Annotated in this window: 12 protein-coding genes; 2 read left to right on the forward strand and 10 right to left on the reverse strand. The window is 66.7% G+C overall.

Annotation, left to right across the window (positions count from 1 at the left end):
- Window positions 1-7: 7 nt before the first annotated feature.
- The 3 genes from HNP46_RS30745 to HNP46_RS30755 form a co-directional block, all read right to left on the reverse strand.
- A complete protein-coding gene (locus tag HNP46_RS30745) occupies window positions 8-1,240 on the reverse strand; it encodes an NAD(P)/FAD-dependent oxidoreductase (RefSeq protein ID WP_184596687.1) in 1,233 nt (410 codons plus the stop codon).
- Entirely contained in the window at window positions 1,227-2,633 is a 1,407-nt protein-coding gene (locus HNP46_RS30750) for an NAD(P)/FAD-dependent oxidoreductase (RefSeq protein ID WP_184596689.1), read from the reverse strand. The genes HNP46_RS30745 and HNP46_RS30750 overlap by 14 nt, the downstream gene beginning before the upstream one ends.
- Before the next feature lie 178 nt (window positions 2,634-2,811).
- Entirely contained in the window at window positions 2,812-3,588 is a 777-nt protein-coding gene (locus HNP46_RS30755) for a DeoR/GlpR family DNA-binding transcription regulator (protein WP_184596691.1), read from the reverse strand.
- Window positions 3,589-3,947: 359 nt separating this feature from the next.
- On the opposite strand from HNP46_RS30755, the gene eutH reads away from it, so the two are divergent.
- Entirely contained in the window at window positions 3,948-5,183 is a 1,236-nt protein-coding gene (gene eutH, locus HNP46_RS30760) for an ethanolamine utilization protein EutH (RefSeq protein ID WP_184596693.1), read from the forward strand.
- A gap of 69 nt (window positions 5,184-5,252) precedes the next feature.
- Entirely contained in the window at window positions 5,253-5,609 is a 357-nt protein-coding gene (locus HNP46_RS30765; protein WP_184596695.1) for a DUF1937 family protein, read from the forward strand.
- Window positions 5,610-5,851: 242 nt separating this feature from the next.
- On the opposite strand, the gene HNP46_RS30770 is transcribed toward HNP46_RS30765, so the two are convergent.
- From HNP46_RS30770 to HNP46_RS30800, 7 genes are all read right to left on the reverse strand, one after another.
- Window positions 5,852-6,850: a sulfate ABC transporter substrate-binding protein gene (locus HNP46_RS30770; RefSeq protein ID WP_184596697.1), complete on the reverse strand. Its 999-nt coding sequence runs from the start codon at window positions 6,848-6,850 to the stop codon at window positions 5,852-5,854.
- 82 nt (window positions 6,851-6,932) lie between these two features.
- A complete protein-coding gene (locus tag HNP46_RS30775; RefSeq protein WP_184596699.1) occupies window positions 6,933-7,556 on the reverse strand; it encodes an HD domain-containing protein in 624 nt (207 codons plus the stop codon).
- 72 nt (window positions 7,557-7,628) lie between these two features.
- Entirely contained in the window at window positions 7,629-9,290 is a 1,662-nt protein-coding gene (locus HNP46_RS30780) for a mucoidy inhibitor MuiA family protein (protein WP_260403314.1), read from the reverse strand.
- Window positions 9,291-9,441: 151 nt separating this feature from the next.
- Window positions 9,442-10,287, reverse strand: a complete 846-nt coding sequence (locus HNP46_RS30785; protein WP_184596702.1) for an ion transporter — start codon at window positions 10,285-10,287, stop codon at window positions 9,442-9,444.
- 77 nt (window positions 10,288-10,364) lie between these two features.
- Window positions 10,365-11,609 carry a serine/threonine transporter SstT gene (gene sstT, locus HNP46_RS30790; RefSeq protein ID WP_184596704.1) on the reverse strand — a complete coding sequence of 415 codons (1,245 nt, stop codon included), beginning with the start codon at window positions 11,607-11,609 and terminating at the stop codon, window positions 10,365-10,367.
- 206 nt (window positions 11,610-11,815) lie between these two features.
- The gene (gene dapF / locus HNP46_RS30795; RefSeq protein ID WP_184596706.1) at window positions 11,816-12,652 is read right to left on the reverse strand and encodes a diaminopimelate epimerase; all 837 of its coding nucleotides are present in this window, start codon (window positions 12,650-12,652) and stop codon (window positions 11,816-11,818) included.
- 33 nt (window positions 12,653-12,685) lie between these two features.
- Window positions 12,686-13,603, reverse strand: coding sequence for an urea transporter (locus HNP46_RS30800; protein WP_184596708.1), 918 nt, complete (start codon window positions 13,601-13,603; stop codon window positions 12,686-12,688).
- Window positions 13,604-14,088 lie beyond the last annotated feature (485 nt).

The following is a 14,088-nucleotide window of genomic DNA, read 5'->3' on the forward strand; positions in this document are numbered from 1 at the left end:
GCGTGGATCAGTGGGAAAGGAAGGCGATGTCCAGGTGCTGCGCTCCTGGTGTCAGCGGCAGCTCGTGCAGCGGGATCAGCAGGCGCCGCTCCGGCAGGCAGGACACCTGTCGGCGCCAGATCTCGCGGCCGTCCAGGCAGACCTGCAGTTGCGCGCTGACCGCTCGCTCCACCCGCAATTGCAGCTGCTTCATGCCGCTGATGTCGCTGCTCAGCAGCCGTTGGGGCACGCAGAGTTTCAAGGGTGCGGCGCATTTCACGGCGATGGCGCCGAGCGGTGTCGGCAGTGACTGCTTCAGGTCGCTGGCGATCAACTGGGCGATGCGCTTGCCTTCGCGGTAGGACCAGCCGGCGGTTTCGATCGGGCGCAGCAGGTTGCCGGCGGCAAAATAGCTGGTATCCGAGCAGCGGCCGAACTGGTCGATGCTCGGCCCGCCGCTGGCGGGGTCCAGGTGCAGGTGGCTCTGTCGCACCAGGCTCGATTCGGGGGTGAAACGGCCGGTCAGCAGCACGCCGTCGCACTCGATGCGCTGGGTCCGGCCATCGGCGAAGCGCACGCTGGCGGCCTCGACCCGGCCGGTGCCGTGGATTTCCACCAGCTCGCAGCCAAAGTGCATGGGCACGCCGCACAAGCGTGGGAACAGGCTCAGCGGCCAGCGCGCGGTGGCCCGCTGCCCGGCTTCGATCATCGCCACCGGACGGATGCCGGCGCGCCGGCAGCTGAGTACCGACGACAGGCTGACCAGCTCGGTGCCGACGATCAGCGGGCGTTCGAAGGGCTTGAGGCCCTGCAGGTACAGATAGGATTGCAGCGCGCCGGTGTTGATCACCCCCAGCGGCCGGTCGCCGCCCAGCAGGCGCGCGGAGCGCGGCGTCTCCCGGGCGCCGGTGGCCAGCAGCACGCGCTTGGCCTGCACTGCCAGCGCGCCGTCGGGGGTGGCCAGTTGCAGGCGCCCCAGCAGTCCCAGGCTGACCACGCTGTGGCGCAGGCGAATGTCCACGCCGGCCTTCTCGGCGAGTTCGGCATTGAGTCGGGCATAGGCGGGGCCGGTCAGCAGCCGACCGTGCTCGCGCAAGCCGAAGGGCGGGTGGCCGCAGTGCCGGGGGATACCGCCGGCCTCGCTTTCGCGCTCGAACACGCAGACCTGCGCCACACCCTGGCGCTTGAGCTCGATGGCCGCCGCCAGCCCGGCGGGACCGGAACCGATGATGGCGACGTCGATGGATTCAGTGCGAGTCATGGCAGGTCCCGGTGGCAAGAGGAAGGGCGAGGTGGCCGGCGCTCAGTTCGGCGACCTTGGCACCGCAATAGAAGCCCTGGCAGCGCCCCATGCAGGCGCGCGTGCGGCGCTTCAGGCCGCCGAAATCCCCCGGCGGCAGTGGGGCCTGGAAGGCCTCGCGGATTTCCCGCGCAGTAACCATTTCGCAATGGCAGACGATTTCCTCGTAGCCGGGCTTCTGCCAGTCGCGGGGCAGGTGTTCGGCAAGGTTGGGCATCTGCGGCCAGTGCAGGGTTTCCAGAGCCGGGTGCGACTGCTGCCGGGCGTAAAGCCGATAGATATGCCGGGCGATACCCAGCGCGGCGGTCAGGCCGGTGGAGCGGATGCCGCCGACGGTGATCCAGTGACGCTCGGGCTCCTGGCGGATGCGGTATTCCTTCTTGTCGCTGGCGGGGCGCAAGCCGGCGTAGGTGGCGGTCACCGGCATGCCGGCGAGGCCGGGAATGCGCGCCTGCGCAGCCTCCATCAACTGCTCCAGGGTCGGGGTGTCGAGGCCGGCGTGCACGCGGTCGTCCTGCTCTTCGGCCGTGGGGCCGACCAGCAGGTTGCCGAAGATGGTGCGGGTGAAGACGATGCCCTTGGTACGCTCGTTGGGCACCGGCAGGATGATGTGGCCGATCAGTCGCGAGGCGGCCTTGTCGTACACCACGAACTGGCCCTTGCGCGGGTGGATGCTGAAGCTGGCTTCGCCCAGCAGGCGTTCCTCCAGGCGATCGCCGTACAGGCCGGCGCAGTTGACCACCGTGCGGGCGCGCCAGGCGCCGGATTCGCTGCGTAGCGTCCAGCAGTCGCCGTCGAACTCGCCGCCAGTGATTTCCGTGCCCAGTCGTACCTCGGCGCCGTGGGCCAGCGCCTGGCGCAGGTAGGCCAGGGGCGCGGACCAGGGGTCGATCAGGTGTTCGCCGGGAACCCGCACCGCGCCCAGGGCGGAGTTTGCCAGCGACGGCTCGCTGGCGCGCAATGCTTCGCGCCCCAGCAGGGTCGTGTCGGTGACGCCATTGGTGTGGGCCTGGGCGACGATCGCGTCCAGCCGGTCGAGGTCTTCCTCGTTCCAGGCCACGACCAGGGCGCCGGTTTCCAGCAGCGGCAGGTTCATCTGCCGGTGGATGTCCAGGTACTCGCGGTAACCCTCCTGCATGCAGGCCAGCTCGACGCTGCCGGGCGGCGCGTCGAAGCCGGTGTGCAGGATCGCGCTGTTGCCCTTGCTGGCGCCGGAGAGGATGTCCGCCCCGCGCTCTATCAGCAGTACCCGGGCACCTTCCAGGGTGAAGCGCCGCGCCATGGCGCATCCCACCACGCCGCCGCCGATGACGGCGACGTCAAAGGGCATATCCTTTGTGGATGATTCGGTCATCTTGTTACTGTTTCCTGAGGTAACACTGCGGTAACTGGGTTTTTTCTCCCGAATAATTGGCAGTGTTGTTGAAATTCTGTTGTTTTAATGTGGCTTCGAATTTCTATTCAGTCAACAGTGACCCGGCCGACGGTGGATTCGACCAGTCGCGGCGCATGCCTGGAATACCGGCGGGGGATCAGGGCAGTGGGTTGCGCTGCGGCACCACATGGATCTCCACCCCTGCGTCGTTCAAGGCCTCCAGCAGCGCGCCCGTCGGTTGGCTATCCACCACCAGGCGATCGATCCGGCTGAGCGGGAAAACCTTGAACAGTGCGCGACGCCCCATTTTCGACGAGTCGGCGATGACCGTCAGGCTGCGTGCCTGGGCGATCATGGCGCGGGCGACTTCGGCTTCGTCGATGGAGAAGTCCATGGCGCCGTCGCAGTCCAGGGCGCCGATGGTGATCACCGCGTGCTCGGCATTGAACCGGCTGATCTGTTCCAGGGCCAGGGCGCCGACATTCTGCTGCGACTCCGGGCGGAACTCGCCGCCGACCATGAACACCCGATTGCCGGTGGCGCTGGCCTCATTGGCGATCAGCAGCGAATTGGTGATCACCGTCATGCGGTTGAGCCGCGCCAGCTCGCGGCCGAACAGCAGGGTGGTGGTGCCGGTGTCGATGAAGATGCTGTCGCCGGGGGCGAACAGCCCGGCGGCGTAGCGGGCGATGGCGCGCTTCTCCTGGGCGTGCTCGCTCAGGCGGGTCTGGAAGGCGTTCTCGTGTTCGCCGCTGGGCGGCAGCGCCGCGCCGCCGTGGAACTTGGTGACGTGGCCGCTGGCGGACAGTTCGGCGAGATCGCGGCGGATGGTTTCCTGGGAGGTGGCGAGCTGGCGCGCCAGTTCATCCACCGAGATGCGCTCGCGCTGGCGAAGCAGTTCGAGGATCTGTTGCCGTCTTTCGTTGGGGCGCATGCGCCGTCTCCTGCTGGCCGCTTTGCCACCTGGCTGGGCGGCGACTGTTACCGCGGCACACCTTTGGGGCGACCCGGTAACCGTGGCGCGGGCCTGGCGAGGCGCGGGCTGCGGCAAATCTGTACGAATGTAGAAACTATCCCACAGCCATTTCGGGCGTTTCCCGACAAGGTCCCGGGCATCTGGGGCTGTGGTTTTTTTGCCAATCTAGGCAGATTAAATACTCAAATCAACAATAAAACCAAAAATTGGCACGCAGCGTGCGAATGAACATTCACCAATGAAGATCCACGGATGCATCGGCCGTCACGGACCGGGCAAGCTGACCAACAAGACTGATTGAGGGGAGGGCACGGCGCATGGCCGAGTTCGGAAACTATGTGATCTATCTGATCATGCTGGGCGCGGTGATCGGCGCGGTGGCTTCGATCCTGCGGCCCGACAGCGGGCTGGGGCGCGAGTTCGTCAACGGGATTCATTCCATCGGCCCGGTGTTCCTGGCGCAGGCCGGGATCATGGTGGCGATTCCCTACCTGTCCAAGGGCATTTCCCATGCGCTGGGGCCGTTCTTCCAGGCGCTGGGTTCGGACGTCTCCATCGCCGCGCTGTCGATCATCGCCGTGGACATGGGCGGCTATCAGCTCGCCGATGCGCTGACCGCCAACCGCGACATGTGGATCACCGCCATGCTGGTGGGCTACACCTCCGGCGCCACCATCGTCTACCTGATCCCGGTGGGCTTGACCATGCTGGAGCGCAAGGACCACAAGTACCTGGCCCTGGGTGCCATGGCGGGGTTGATCAGCATTCCCTTCGCCGTCCTCGCCTCGCTGCTGCTGATCACCCTCAACAACCTGCCGGTGCGGGAACTGGTGTCCACCAGCGCGCCCGCCGTGCATTACCTGTCGTTGAGCTTCGTCGGCATGCTGCAGTTGCTCAGCCCGCTGTTCGTCTTCTGCTTCCTGCTGGCGGCGGGGCTGAAATACCGGCCGACCGCGATGGTCACCGGCTTCCTGGTGTTCGGCAAGATCATGGACGCCTTCATCAAGATGGCGCTGGCGCTGTCCATCGTCGAGCACTTCACCGGGGTGTTCACCAAGGTCTTCGGCGGCTGGGGTTTCGACCCGATGTTCGCCGACCAGAAGGAGCTGTTCCGCGCCATCGAGATCGCCGGCTACATCGGCATCATGCTCGCCGGTACCTTCCCGATCTGCTACCTGTTCCAGCGCTACTGCAAGCGCCCGATGGAGATCCTCGGCGGCCAGCTGCACCTCTCGCGCATCGGCGCCACGGGCTTCGTCATGGTGCTGGCGAACATCATCGCCACCTACCACCTGTTCAAGTACATGAACGCCCGCGACAATGTGCTCTGCGTGGCCCTGGGTGTCTGCGCCCAGGCCACCATCGGTGATCACCTGGCCTTCACCGCTAACTTCCAGCCGTCGCTGATCCTGCCGGTCCTGCTGGGCAAGCTGTTCGGCGGCATGCTGGCGGTGTTCATCGCGATCAGGATTTCCGTGCCGGCGGCTGAACGCTATGCCCTGCTGGAGCCGAAGGTCGACGAAGAGTCCGACGGCGCCCTGCGTACCGCCTGATCAGCATTTTCCCTTGAGGCCTGCTTCGACACGTGTCGCAGCAGGCCCTTTCATTTGAAGAGGTTCTCCATGCGCAAGATTTTCCTGGCCTGCCCCTACAGTCACGCCGACGCCCAGATCGTCGAGCAGCGCTTTGCCGCCTGCAACCAGGTGGCAGCTGCGATCGTCAAGGCGGGGCATGCGGTCTACAGCCAGGTGTCCATGTCCCATCCGATCAACCGTTGCCTGCCGGAGCTGGATCGCGCCGCCATCGGCAAGATGTGGGGCCCGGTGGATACCTTCTTCATGGAGGCGCTGGAAGAGTTGATCGTGCTGGATCTGGAAGGCTGGGATCAGAGCGCCGGGATTCGCCGCGAAATCGAGTTCTTCGAAGCGCGCGGCCTGCCGGTGAACCTGTGGAGCCAGGTGAAGCACGAGTTCAACTGAGCAGACGCGAGCGAAGGGTGCCGCCTTGCAGGTGCGGGGCATGACCGCGATCGCGCGGTTAGTGCGCTGCTACAGGGAAGCCCGCACCCTTGAAAAAAAGCCGGAGCTGCTGGGCAGCTCCGGCTTTCATGTTTTTGTAGGAGCGGATTCATCCGCGATCCGGCCGCGAGGCCGGTGGTGGGTCGATCGCGGACGAAGTCCGCTCCTACGCCCGTGCCCAATATCGGCGCAGGGCGCCCGGATCAGTTCGGGGTGTAGATCTGGTCGAACACACCGCCGTCAGCGAAGTGGGTCTTCTGCACGGTGCGCCAGTCGCCGAAGGTCTTCACTACCGAGAAGAAGTCCACCTTGGGGAAGCGGTCGGAGAACTTGGCCAGCACTTCCGGGTTGCGCGGACGCAGGTAGTTGTTCGCGGCGATGGTCTGGCCTTCGTCGGACCACAGGTACTTCAGGTAGGCCTCGGCCTCGGCGCGGGTGCCTTTCTTGTCCACTACCTTGTCGACCACGGCCACCGGCGGTTCGGCTTCGGCCGAAACGCTCGGGTAGACCACTTCGAAGCCGCCACGGCCGAACTCGCGGGCGATCATCTCGGCTTCGTTCTCGAAGGTCACCAGCACGTCGCCGATCTGGTTCTGCATGAAGGTGGTGGTCGCTGCGCGGCCGCCGGTGTCCAGCACCGGGACGTTCTTGAACAGCTGGGCGACGAATTCCTTGGCCTTGGCTTCATCGGCGCCATGCTTCTGCGCGTAGCCCCAGGCGGAGAGGTAGGTGTAGCGGCCATTGCCGGAGGTCTTGGGGTTCGGCACCACCACCTGGATGCCCGGCTTGACCAGGTCGTCCCAGTCCTTCAGGCCCTTGGGGTTGCCCTTGCGCACGATGAACACGGTGGCCGAGGTGAAGGGCGCGCTGTCGTTGGGCAGGCGGGTCGCCCAGTCCTTGGGCACCAGGCCGCCGTTGTCGGCCAGGGCGTCGATGTCGGTGGCCTGGTTCATGGTGATGACGTCGGCCGGCAGGCCGTCGATTACTGCACGGGCCTGTTTGCTGGAACCGCCGTGGGACATCTGGATGGTGATCTTCTCGCCTTTCTCGGCCTGCCAGTGTTTCTGGAAGGCGGCGTTGTAGTCCTTGTAGAAGTCGCGCATCACGTCGTAGGAGACGTTGAGCAGGGGCTGGGCAGCCTGGGCGGCGGAAGCCAGGGCGAGGCCGGCGGCCAGCAGCGAGGCGCTGAACAGACGTTTCACGAGCAGTTCCTTTTGGCAGTGTGGTTGGATGTCGATTATGCCGACAGGTTATATGGCACTTAAATACTTAAAGGCTATTTGCTTATGCGGGGAGCAGGGTGCGCAATTCATCTTCCAGGTTCTTCCGCGCAGGCGCTTCCCAATCCTGCCGCAACGACGGCAGCTGGTAGAGCTGCGGCTGGTCGAGCAACTGGCGGAGTACCTTGGCGCGCCCGGCGTTGAACAGCGCTTCGGGCACCCACGCATACTCGCGGCGAACGGCGGCCTGGTACTGCGCGTAAACGGGCGGGGTGCTGGCGAGGATCGACAGGTCGATGTCCGCCACCAGCGCGGCATCCTCGGCCAGTCCGCCGGCCTGGTGACAGGTCGCCAGGATCAGCGCCTGCAGCGCATCGCCATGCCGGTCGAGGCCCGCGTCGGCGAGCCATTCACGGGCAAGCTGGGCGCTGGCGGCCTCGTTGTCCTGGCGCCGGGTGTCGTAGATCACATCGTGCAGCCACAGGGCCAGCTCGACCTGCGCGGGATGCCGGGCCAGGTCGCGCAGGCGGTCGAGATGAGCCAGGCAGGCGAGGATGTGCTGCGTGCCGTGGTAGTGGCGGTCGGCGCCGCCGTAGTGGCGTTCCAGCGCGGCGAAGCTGCCCGGCGGCGGGGTGCTGCCGAGCTGGCGCCAGAGGGATTCCCAGCGCTGCGGGTCGAATGCGGGCATCGGTGCTCCAGGAAAGCCAGGGTCGCCCGGCAGCCTAGCAGGCCTGCCGGGCGATGACTGCCCCCGGAGGTGTCAGTCCAGCCCGCTGACTTCCAGCTCCTTGGGATACTCGACGCTGAACTTGAAGGTGGTGCTGCGCTTCTCGCCCGGCTTCAGCTGCCAGTCCCACAGCAGCTTGCCGTCGTCCTCCTGGGTGACCGCCTGGCCTTGTGGCTCCAGCAGCGCCACCTTGATCTGCTCGTTGCGCGACACCGGCAACTGGTCCTTGAACTGCAGGCGCTGCTCGGTCTTGTGGTTGTTCTGCGCGTCGATGCGGAACTCGTAGGTGACGCGCTTGCGACCGCCGGTAAGGCCGGTGTAGTCGGTGTAGCGGTTGACCAGCTTGCGCTTGATCGACAGGGCTTCGTCGCCGCCCAGGGCCAGCTCGAAGGTCTCGCCGGGCATCACCGCGCGCAGCTGGCCACTGGCGACGAAGGTGTTGCCCAGGTAGGTGTTGAGGGTGCCGGGCAGCAGCGGATAGTCGCTGGCGTTGCGCGTATCGGCCTGCAGGTAGGCGGCTTCGCGCAGCGACGGCGTGGCCAGGTAGCGGAAGGTCGCCGGCAGCTTGAACTGGGCGATGGAGACCTTCTGCGAGCTGCCGTCGCTGTTCAGCGTGGCGCGGGTGGGGATATGGAAGGAGGCGCTGGTGGTGGCGCCGCTGACCTCGGCCACGGCCGCCGGCATCTCTGCCAGGGCATCGGCGGCGGCCATCTTCTCGTCCGCGGCGAAACGCTGGGCCTTCTTCACTTCCATCGCCATCGTCGGTGCGGCCGGCGCAGGCATGGCGATGGAGTTGAGCATCTTCGCGCGGTCCATGGCGGTGTCGACGAACCAGGGCGACAGCGCCGGTACGTTGCTGCCCAGGTTCGGCCGGGCGGTGGACAGGGTCAGGTCGACGTCGGTCCAGTCCTCGCCGCTGCTCTGCCGGACTATGCCCTGGTAGGTCATCTCGATCTGCTTTTCGCCATCGCGCAGGCGCGCGTCGTAGGCCGGGCGCCAGGAGGCGTCGTACAGCGTGTAGCTCAGCTGCAGCTGCACCTGCGCGGGCTTCTCCAGCGCCACGCGGAGGATCGCGCGCTTGTAGTGGGTGCCGTCGCCGGCCAGATGGCTGCGCTGGTTCTCCAGCTCCTGCTTGCGTTGCTGCAATTCCTCGCCCTGCTGGTCGAGCTTGCGTTGTTCTTCGAGGATGTGGCCGAGGTTGCCTTCGCTCAGCTGCAGCAGGTTCTTCAGTTCTTCGATGCTTGGCAGCGCCTGGTTCTTGCCCGGCTTGGTGCTGCTGGCCTGGATGTCGGCGAGGAACTGCTTCTGGTTCTCCAGCACGCTGCCGCGGTCGCTGATCTCGCGCTCCTGCCGTTCGATGTCGCGCAGCTGGGCATCCAGCTGTTGCAGGCGATTGTCCTGCGACGGCGGCGAAACCTGCGGCGCGCTGCTGACGTCGAGCAGGGTCGCGGCGGCGCTGGCGCTGAGCGAGGCCTGCAGGCTGTTGTCGTCGATGCGCAGGGGCAACTGCTCCAGGGCGATCTCATGCTGGCCGGCGGGCAGTTGCAGGGTAGCGGTGCGGGTGACGATGGCACGGTCGGTGTAGACGGTGACCGCGCTGATGCGGCTGTCGGCCACCTGCGGCGCGGCCAGCAGCGAGGTGCTGGCCAGCGCGCCAGCCAGGGCAATCATCAGTGGGTGGATACGAAAGGGCATGTGCTCACCTCGACGAGGCCGTTCCATGGGAGGCGGCCGGCACTGCGGAACGCCACCTTGGCGTCCGTCCATGCTGCCTGTGACGACGGTGAGCGGCAGAACGGGTTGAGCCTGGGGTTGAGCGTCGCGAGATGACCGACGAACGGTTCCTTCAGCTATCCACGGCCTCGCGGGGATACAGCGCATTGCCGCAGCGCGAACAGAACGCCGCCTCGGCTTCGTGGCTGGCCTTGGCGCAGGCCGGGCAGGGCTTGTCCAGCGCGCCGGGCGTGCGCTCCTGGCGCATGGCGTTGTGCAGCTCGGCGCTGAAGATGCCGGTGGGCACGGCGATGATCGAGTAGCCGGTGAGCATCACCAGGCTGGCAATCGCCTGGCCCAGCGGAGTCTTCGGCGTGATGTCGCCGAAGCCCACGGTGGTCAGCGTGACTATGGCCCAGTAGATGCCGCGCGGGATGCTGGTGAAGCCATGCTCAGGCCCCTCGACCACATACATCAGCGAGCCGAACACCGTCACCAGGCTCATCACCGAGACGAAGAACACCGTGATCTTCTGCCGACTGCCGCGCAGCGCGGTGAGCAGGAAGTCGGCCTGGCGCAGGTACTGGCGCAGCTTGAGGATACGGAAGATGCGCAGCACGCGGATCACCCGCACCGCCAGCAGGTACTGCGCATCGGGATAGAAGATGGCGATGACCCCTGGCAGCACCGCCAGCAGGTCCACCAGGCCGTAGAAGCTCAGCGCGTAGCGCAGCGGCTTGGGCGAGCAGTACAGGCGCAACAGGTACTCGACCAGGAACAGTCCGTTGATCACCCATTCGATGTCGCTGAGCAGGCCGCCGTAGGCGTGGCTGATGTCGTCGACGCTATCGAGGATCACCACCAGCAGGCTGGCGAGGATGACGATCAGCAGCGCGCTGTCGAAGCGCCGGCCGGCGACGGTGTCGGACTGGAAGATGACGACGTAGAGGCGCTGGCGCCAGTTGGGGGAATCGGCCATGGGTGAATCCAGGAGACGGATTCAGACACCTTAGCCGAGATGCGCCGGGGCGACCGCAGCCGCCCCGGCACGCAGGGTCAGGCGCGTTCGCCTGCCGGCGGCTGGTCCACGTCGCCCTCGGCGATGCACGCCGCGGCGGTGAACAGCACGTCGGTGGAGGAGTTCAGCGCGGTCTCGGCCGAATCCTGGAGGATGCCGATGATGAAGCCGACCGCCACCACCTGCATCGCCACTTCGCTGGAGATGCCGAACAGGCCGCAGGCCAGCGGGATCAGCAGCAGCGAGCCGCCGGCCACGCCGGAAGCGCCGCAGGCGCAGATCGAGGCGACCACGCTGAGCAGGATGGCGGTGGGCAGGTCCACGGCGATGCCGAGGGTATGTACCGCCGCCAGGGTCAGCACGCTGATGGTGATCGCCGCTCCCGCCATGTTGATGGTGGCGCCCAGCGGGATCGACACCGAGTAGGTGTCCTCGTGAAGCCCTAAGCGTTCGCACAGCTGCAGGTTGACCGGGATGTTGGCCGCCGAGCTGCGGGTGAAGAAGGCGGTGATGCCGCTTTCGCGCAGGCACAGCAGCACCAGCGGATAGGGGTTGCGGCGGATCTTGGCGAAGACGATCAGCGGGTTGATCACCAGCGCCACGAACAGCATGCAGCCCAGCAGCACGGCCAGCAGGTGCAGGTAGCCGACCAGTGCCTTGAAGCCGGACTCGGCGATGGTGCCGGCCACCAGGCCGAAGATGCCCAGCGGGGCGAAGGCGATGACCACGCGGACGATCAGCGTCACTCCGTTGGCCACGTCATCCAGCAGATCGCGGGTAGTCTGGCGGGCGTGGCGCAGGGCAATCCCCAGGCCGATGGCCCAGGCCAGGATGGCGATGAAGTCCGCCTCCAGCAGCGCCTTCACCGGGTTGGTGGTGACGCTGAACAGCAGCGAGCGCATGACCTCGCCGATGCCGCCGGGCGGCGCCAGTTCGCTGGTCGGCGCGCTCAGCACCAGGGTCGAGGGGAAGGCGAAGCTGGCCATCACGCCGATCATCGCCGCGGCGAAGGTGCCGATCAGGTACAGCAGGAGGATCGGCCGGATGTGGGTGCGCTGGCCCTGCTTGTGGTTGGCGATGGAGGCCATCACCAGCACCAGCACGAGCACCGGCGCCACGGCTTTCAGCGCGGAGATGAACAGCTTGCCGAGCAGGCCGACCGCCACCGCGCCCTGCGGCCAGAGCACGGCGAGGGCGATGCCGCAGAGCATGCCGATGAAGATGCGCAGGACCAGGCTGGTGCCCTTGAGCCGCTGCAGGAGAGTGGGAGTTGGAAGCGTCATGACATCTTTCGCTGCGTGGGAATGGGATCGCTCCGGCGGGCCGGAGGCGAAAGGGCGCGGATTATGCCGTCTGCCTCCGGCAAATGCGCGGTTACCCGTCGATTGATCGGGCAGGTTCTGCTTCAGCAGGTGTCAGGTCGCAGTCTGGACGGCCGTGTGCGGACCGGCATTGATCCATGCCGGTCGCTTCGGGAATAGGGCGGGGGTCAGCCGAGGTCGGCGAAGGCTTCCGGGTCCAGGTCGATGCCGGCGACCCGCTGCACGGCGCCGCGCATGGTCACCTGGAAGTCATCTTCGACGCGGATTTTCAGCAGGCCGCCGGCCAGGTGCAGGTCGATGTGCTCGTCACACCGACCGAGCCGCCGCGCCACCGAAGCCGCCGCGCAGCTGCTGGTGCCCGAGGACAGCGTGTAGCCGGCGCCGCGCTCCCAGATTTCCACCCGCAGCGCATCGCGGGACAGCCACTGGACGAACTGCACGTTGGTCCGCCGCGGGAACAGCGGGTGGTTCTCCAGCAGCGGGCCGAGGCGGCAGGCCAGCTCGCGGCTGGTCTGATCGACGAACACCACGCAGTGCGGGTTGCCCATGGACACGGCGTTGATCTTCAACTCCACGCCGTCGACATCCAGGGGATAGTCCAGCGCTTCGGGCGCTTCGATCTGCACGGGAATCCTCGCGCAGGCGAACTCGGCGCGGCCCATGGACACCTCCACGCTGCGCCCCTCGTCGAACACCTGGCTGGTGACCGTGCCGCCGGCGGTAACGATGTCGAACGGCTGTCCGGCCACCAGCCCGCAGTCCCACAGGTAGCGCGAGAAGATGCGCAGGCCGTTGCCGCTCTTCTCCGCTTCGGAGCCGTCGGGGTTGAGGATGCGCAGGCCGAAGGCGGCGTCGCTGTGGTTGGCCAGCAGGATGCCGTCGGAGCCGATGCCGTGGTGGCGGTCGCAGACGCGACTGATCTGCGCTGCCGTCAGGGCGAACGGCGCGTCGCCGGCGTAGACCAGGTAGTCGTTGCCCAGGGCCTGGTATTTCACGAAGTTCATCGGTGCGTTCCGTCGCCGCAGGAGGGCCCTCGACTATACACGGGGGCCGCTGTTTTCCCTGCGCGGACTTTCCCTGCGCGTAGTGTGCAGTAGTGCCTCCAGAGCACGCTGGCCGAGGATCACCAGCCAGCAGGCGAGGATGAAGGGCGCGGTGAACGCCGGCAGGCCGACGAGGGCGAAGCAGGGCTGCAGCACGACTGCCAGGGCGATGCCGCACAGTGGTGCCAGCGGGCTGCGGTAGCGCAGCGACAGGGCGATGCCGGCCAGGGCGCCATTCAGCCCGAGCAACCCGGCCTGAGCGGAGGTTGGCGGCAGGTCCAGCAGCGGCGCCAGGGCGAGTGCGCCCGCGGCTCCGACAAAAGCCCAGAAGGCGGCGCGACGATCCGCCAGCAGCAGGCCGAGGGCGATGGTCAGGCCGGCCAGTGGTTCGCCGAGGAAGATCACTTCGCCGAAGCCCAGCGCGGTGGAGTCCAGCAGCGGATTGGCCACGCCGCAGGACAGGCAGGCCAGCCCGCTAGCCGGCACAAAGCCCAGTGCCTTGCCCAGCGCCACCGACACCCAGCCCAGCAGCACGAAAGCCGAGGTATAGGCCGGCAGGCCGAAGCGTCGGCGCGACTGGCGCAGCAGTACGGCCTGGACCGCCACACTGGTGAGGATGGCGGCCACGGTCAGCATCACCAGCCCCAGCGACCACTGGAACTGGAAGGGCAGCAGCAGGCCGATGAGGATCGGGTTGTAGTCGTGCAGGCCGGCGTCGACGTCCGCCTGCGGCTCGCGCACGAAGCGCGCGGTGAGCGGGCCGAGCAGGGCGCCCAGCAGCGCGCCGGGCAACAGCTGCGGGGCAGACCAGGCGATGGTCAGCAGCAGGATCAGGCCGAAGCGGGCGTCGGCCTGCAGGTAGATCTGGCCGAAGCCGATCAGCCGGTTGGGGATGAGCTGGTTCAGGTGCATGGGTTTTCTGGGCAGTTGAAAGTGACTCCGCAGCGCCTCGTTGGGTGTGGAGCTTCAAGGCTCCATCGGCGGGCGCTGCGTGAGCATTCTGTGACGCTGCCACACGGAGCGGCGCCACGGGTCTGGAAAAAGAAAAGAGGTTGCCGGCGGGATCACCGCCAGCAACCTCAAAGTTCCATGGCCAGCTTGGGAGTCGCTGCGTGGGGGCCATGGACCGACAAGCATTCGCTACTGATCAATCACAAGGTCAAACCCGGACGGACGGGGACGCGGCCCCGTATTCCCGGCCCCGTCCGTCCGGGAGTGACTCGGTGCGGAGGCACGCGCGTGGGCGTGGCTCCTGAACTCGGTGTTTCTTCGTGTCTCTTGCTTCCCTCTCCCTAACCCTCTCCCTGAAGGGAGAGGGGACAGTTCGGAGTGGTCGGTAACTCTGCAGTTCGCCTGCTGCCGTTCAAGCTCCCTCTCCCGCTTGCGGGAGAGGGTTG

Source organism: Pseudomonas nitroreducens, from assembly GCF_014204515.1.
Lineage (GTDB): Bacteria > Pseudomonadota > Gammaproteobacteria > Pseudomonadales > Pseudomonadaceae > Pseudomonas > Pseudomonas nitritireducens_A.

Bases quoted from the DNA above. Each gene is read 5' to 3' on its own strand.
- HNP46_RS30765 (WP_184596695.1), top strand. From the start codon at position 5,253: ATGCGCAAGATTTTCCTGGCCTGCCCCTACAGTCACGCCGACGCCCAG.
- sstT (WP_184596704.1), bottom strand. From the start codon at position 11,609: ATGACGCTTCCAACTCCCACTCTCCTGCAGCGGCTCAAGGGCACCAGC.
- HNP46_RS30780 (WP_260403314.1), bottom strand. From the start codon at position 9,290: ATGCCCTTTCGTATCCACCCACTGATGATTGCCCTGGCTGGCGCGCTG.
- HNP46_RS30785 (WP_184596702.1), bottom strand. From the start codon at position 10,287: ATGGCCGATTCCCCCAACTGGCGCCAGCGCCTCTACGTCGTCATCTTC.
- HNP46_RS30745 (WP_184596687.1), bottom strand. From the start codon at position 1,240: ATGACTCGCACTGAATCCATCGACGTCGCCATCATCGGTTCCGGTCCC.
- HNP46_RS30775 (WP_184596699.1), bottom strand. From the start codon at position 7,556: ATGCCCGCATTCGACCCGCAGCGCTGGGAATCCCTCTGGCGCCAGCTC.
- eutH (WP_184596693.1), top strand. From the start codon at position 3,948: ATGGCCGAGTTCGGAAACTATGTGATCTATCTGATCATGCTGGGCGCG.
- HNP46_RS30750 (WP_184596689.1), bottom strand. From the start codon at position 2,633: ATGACCGAATCATCCACAAAGGATATGCCCTTTGACGTCGCCGTCATC.
- HNP46_RS30755 (WP_184596691.1), bottom strand. From the start codon at position 3,588: ATGCGCCCCAACGAAAGACGGCAACAGATCCTCGAACTGCTTCGCCAG.
- HNP46_RS30800 (WP_184596708.1), bottom strand. From the start codon at position 13,603: ATGCACCTGAACCAGCTCATCCCCAACCGGCTGATCGGCTTCGGCCAG.
- dapF (WP_184596706.1), bottom strand. From the start codon at position 12,652: ATGAACTTCGTGAAATACCAGGCCCTGGGCAACGACTACCTGGTCTAC.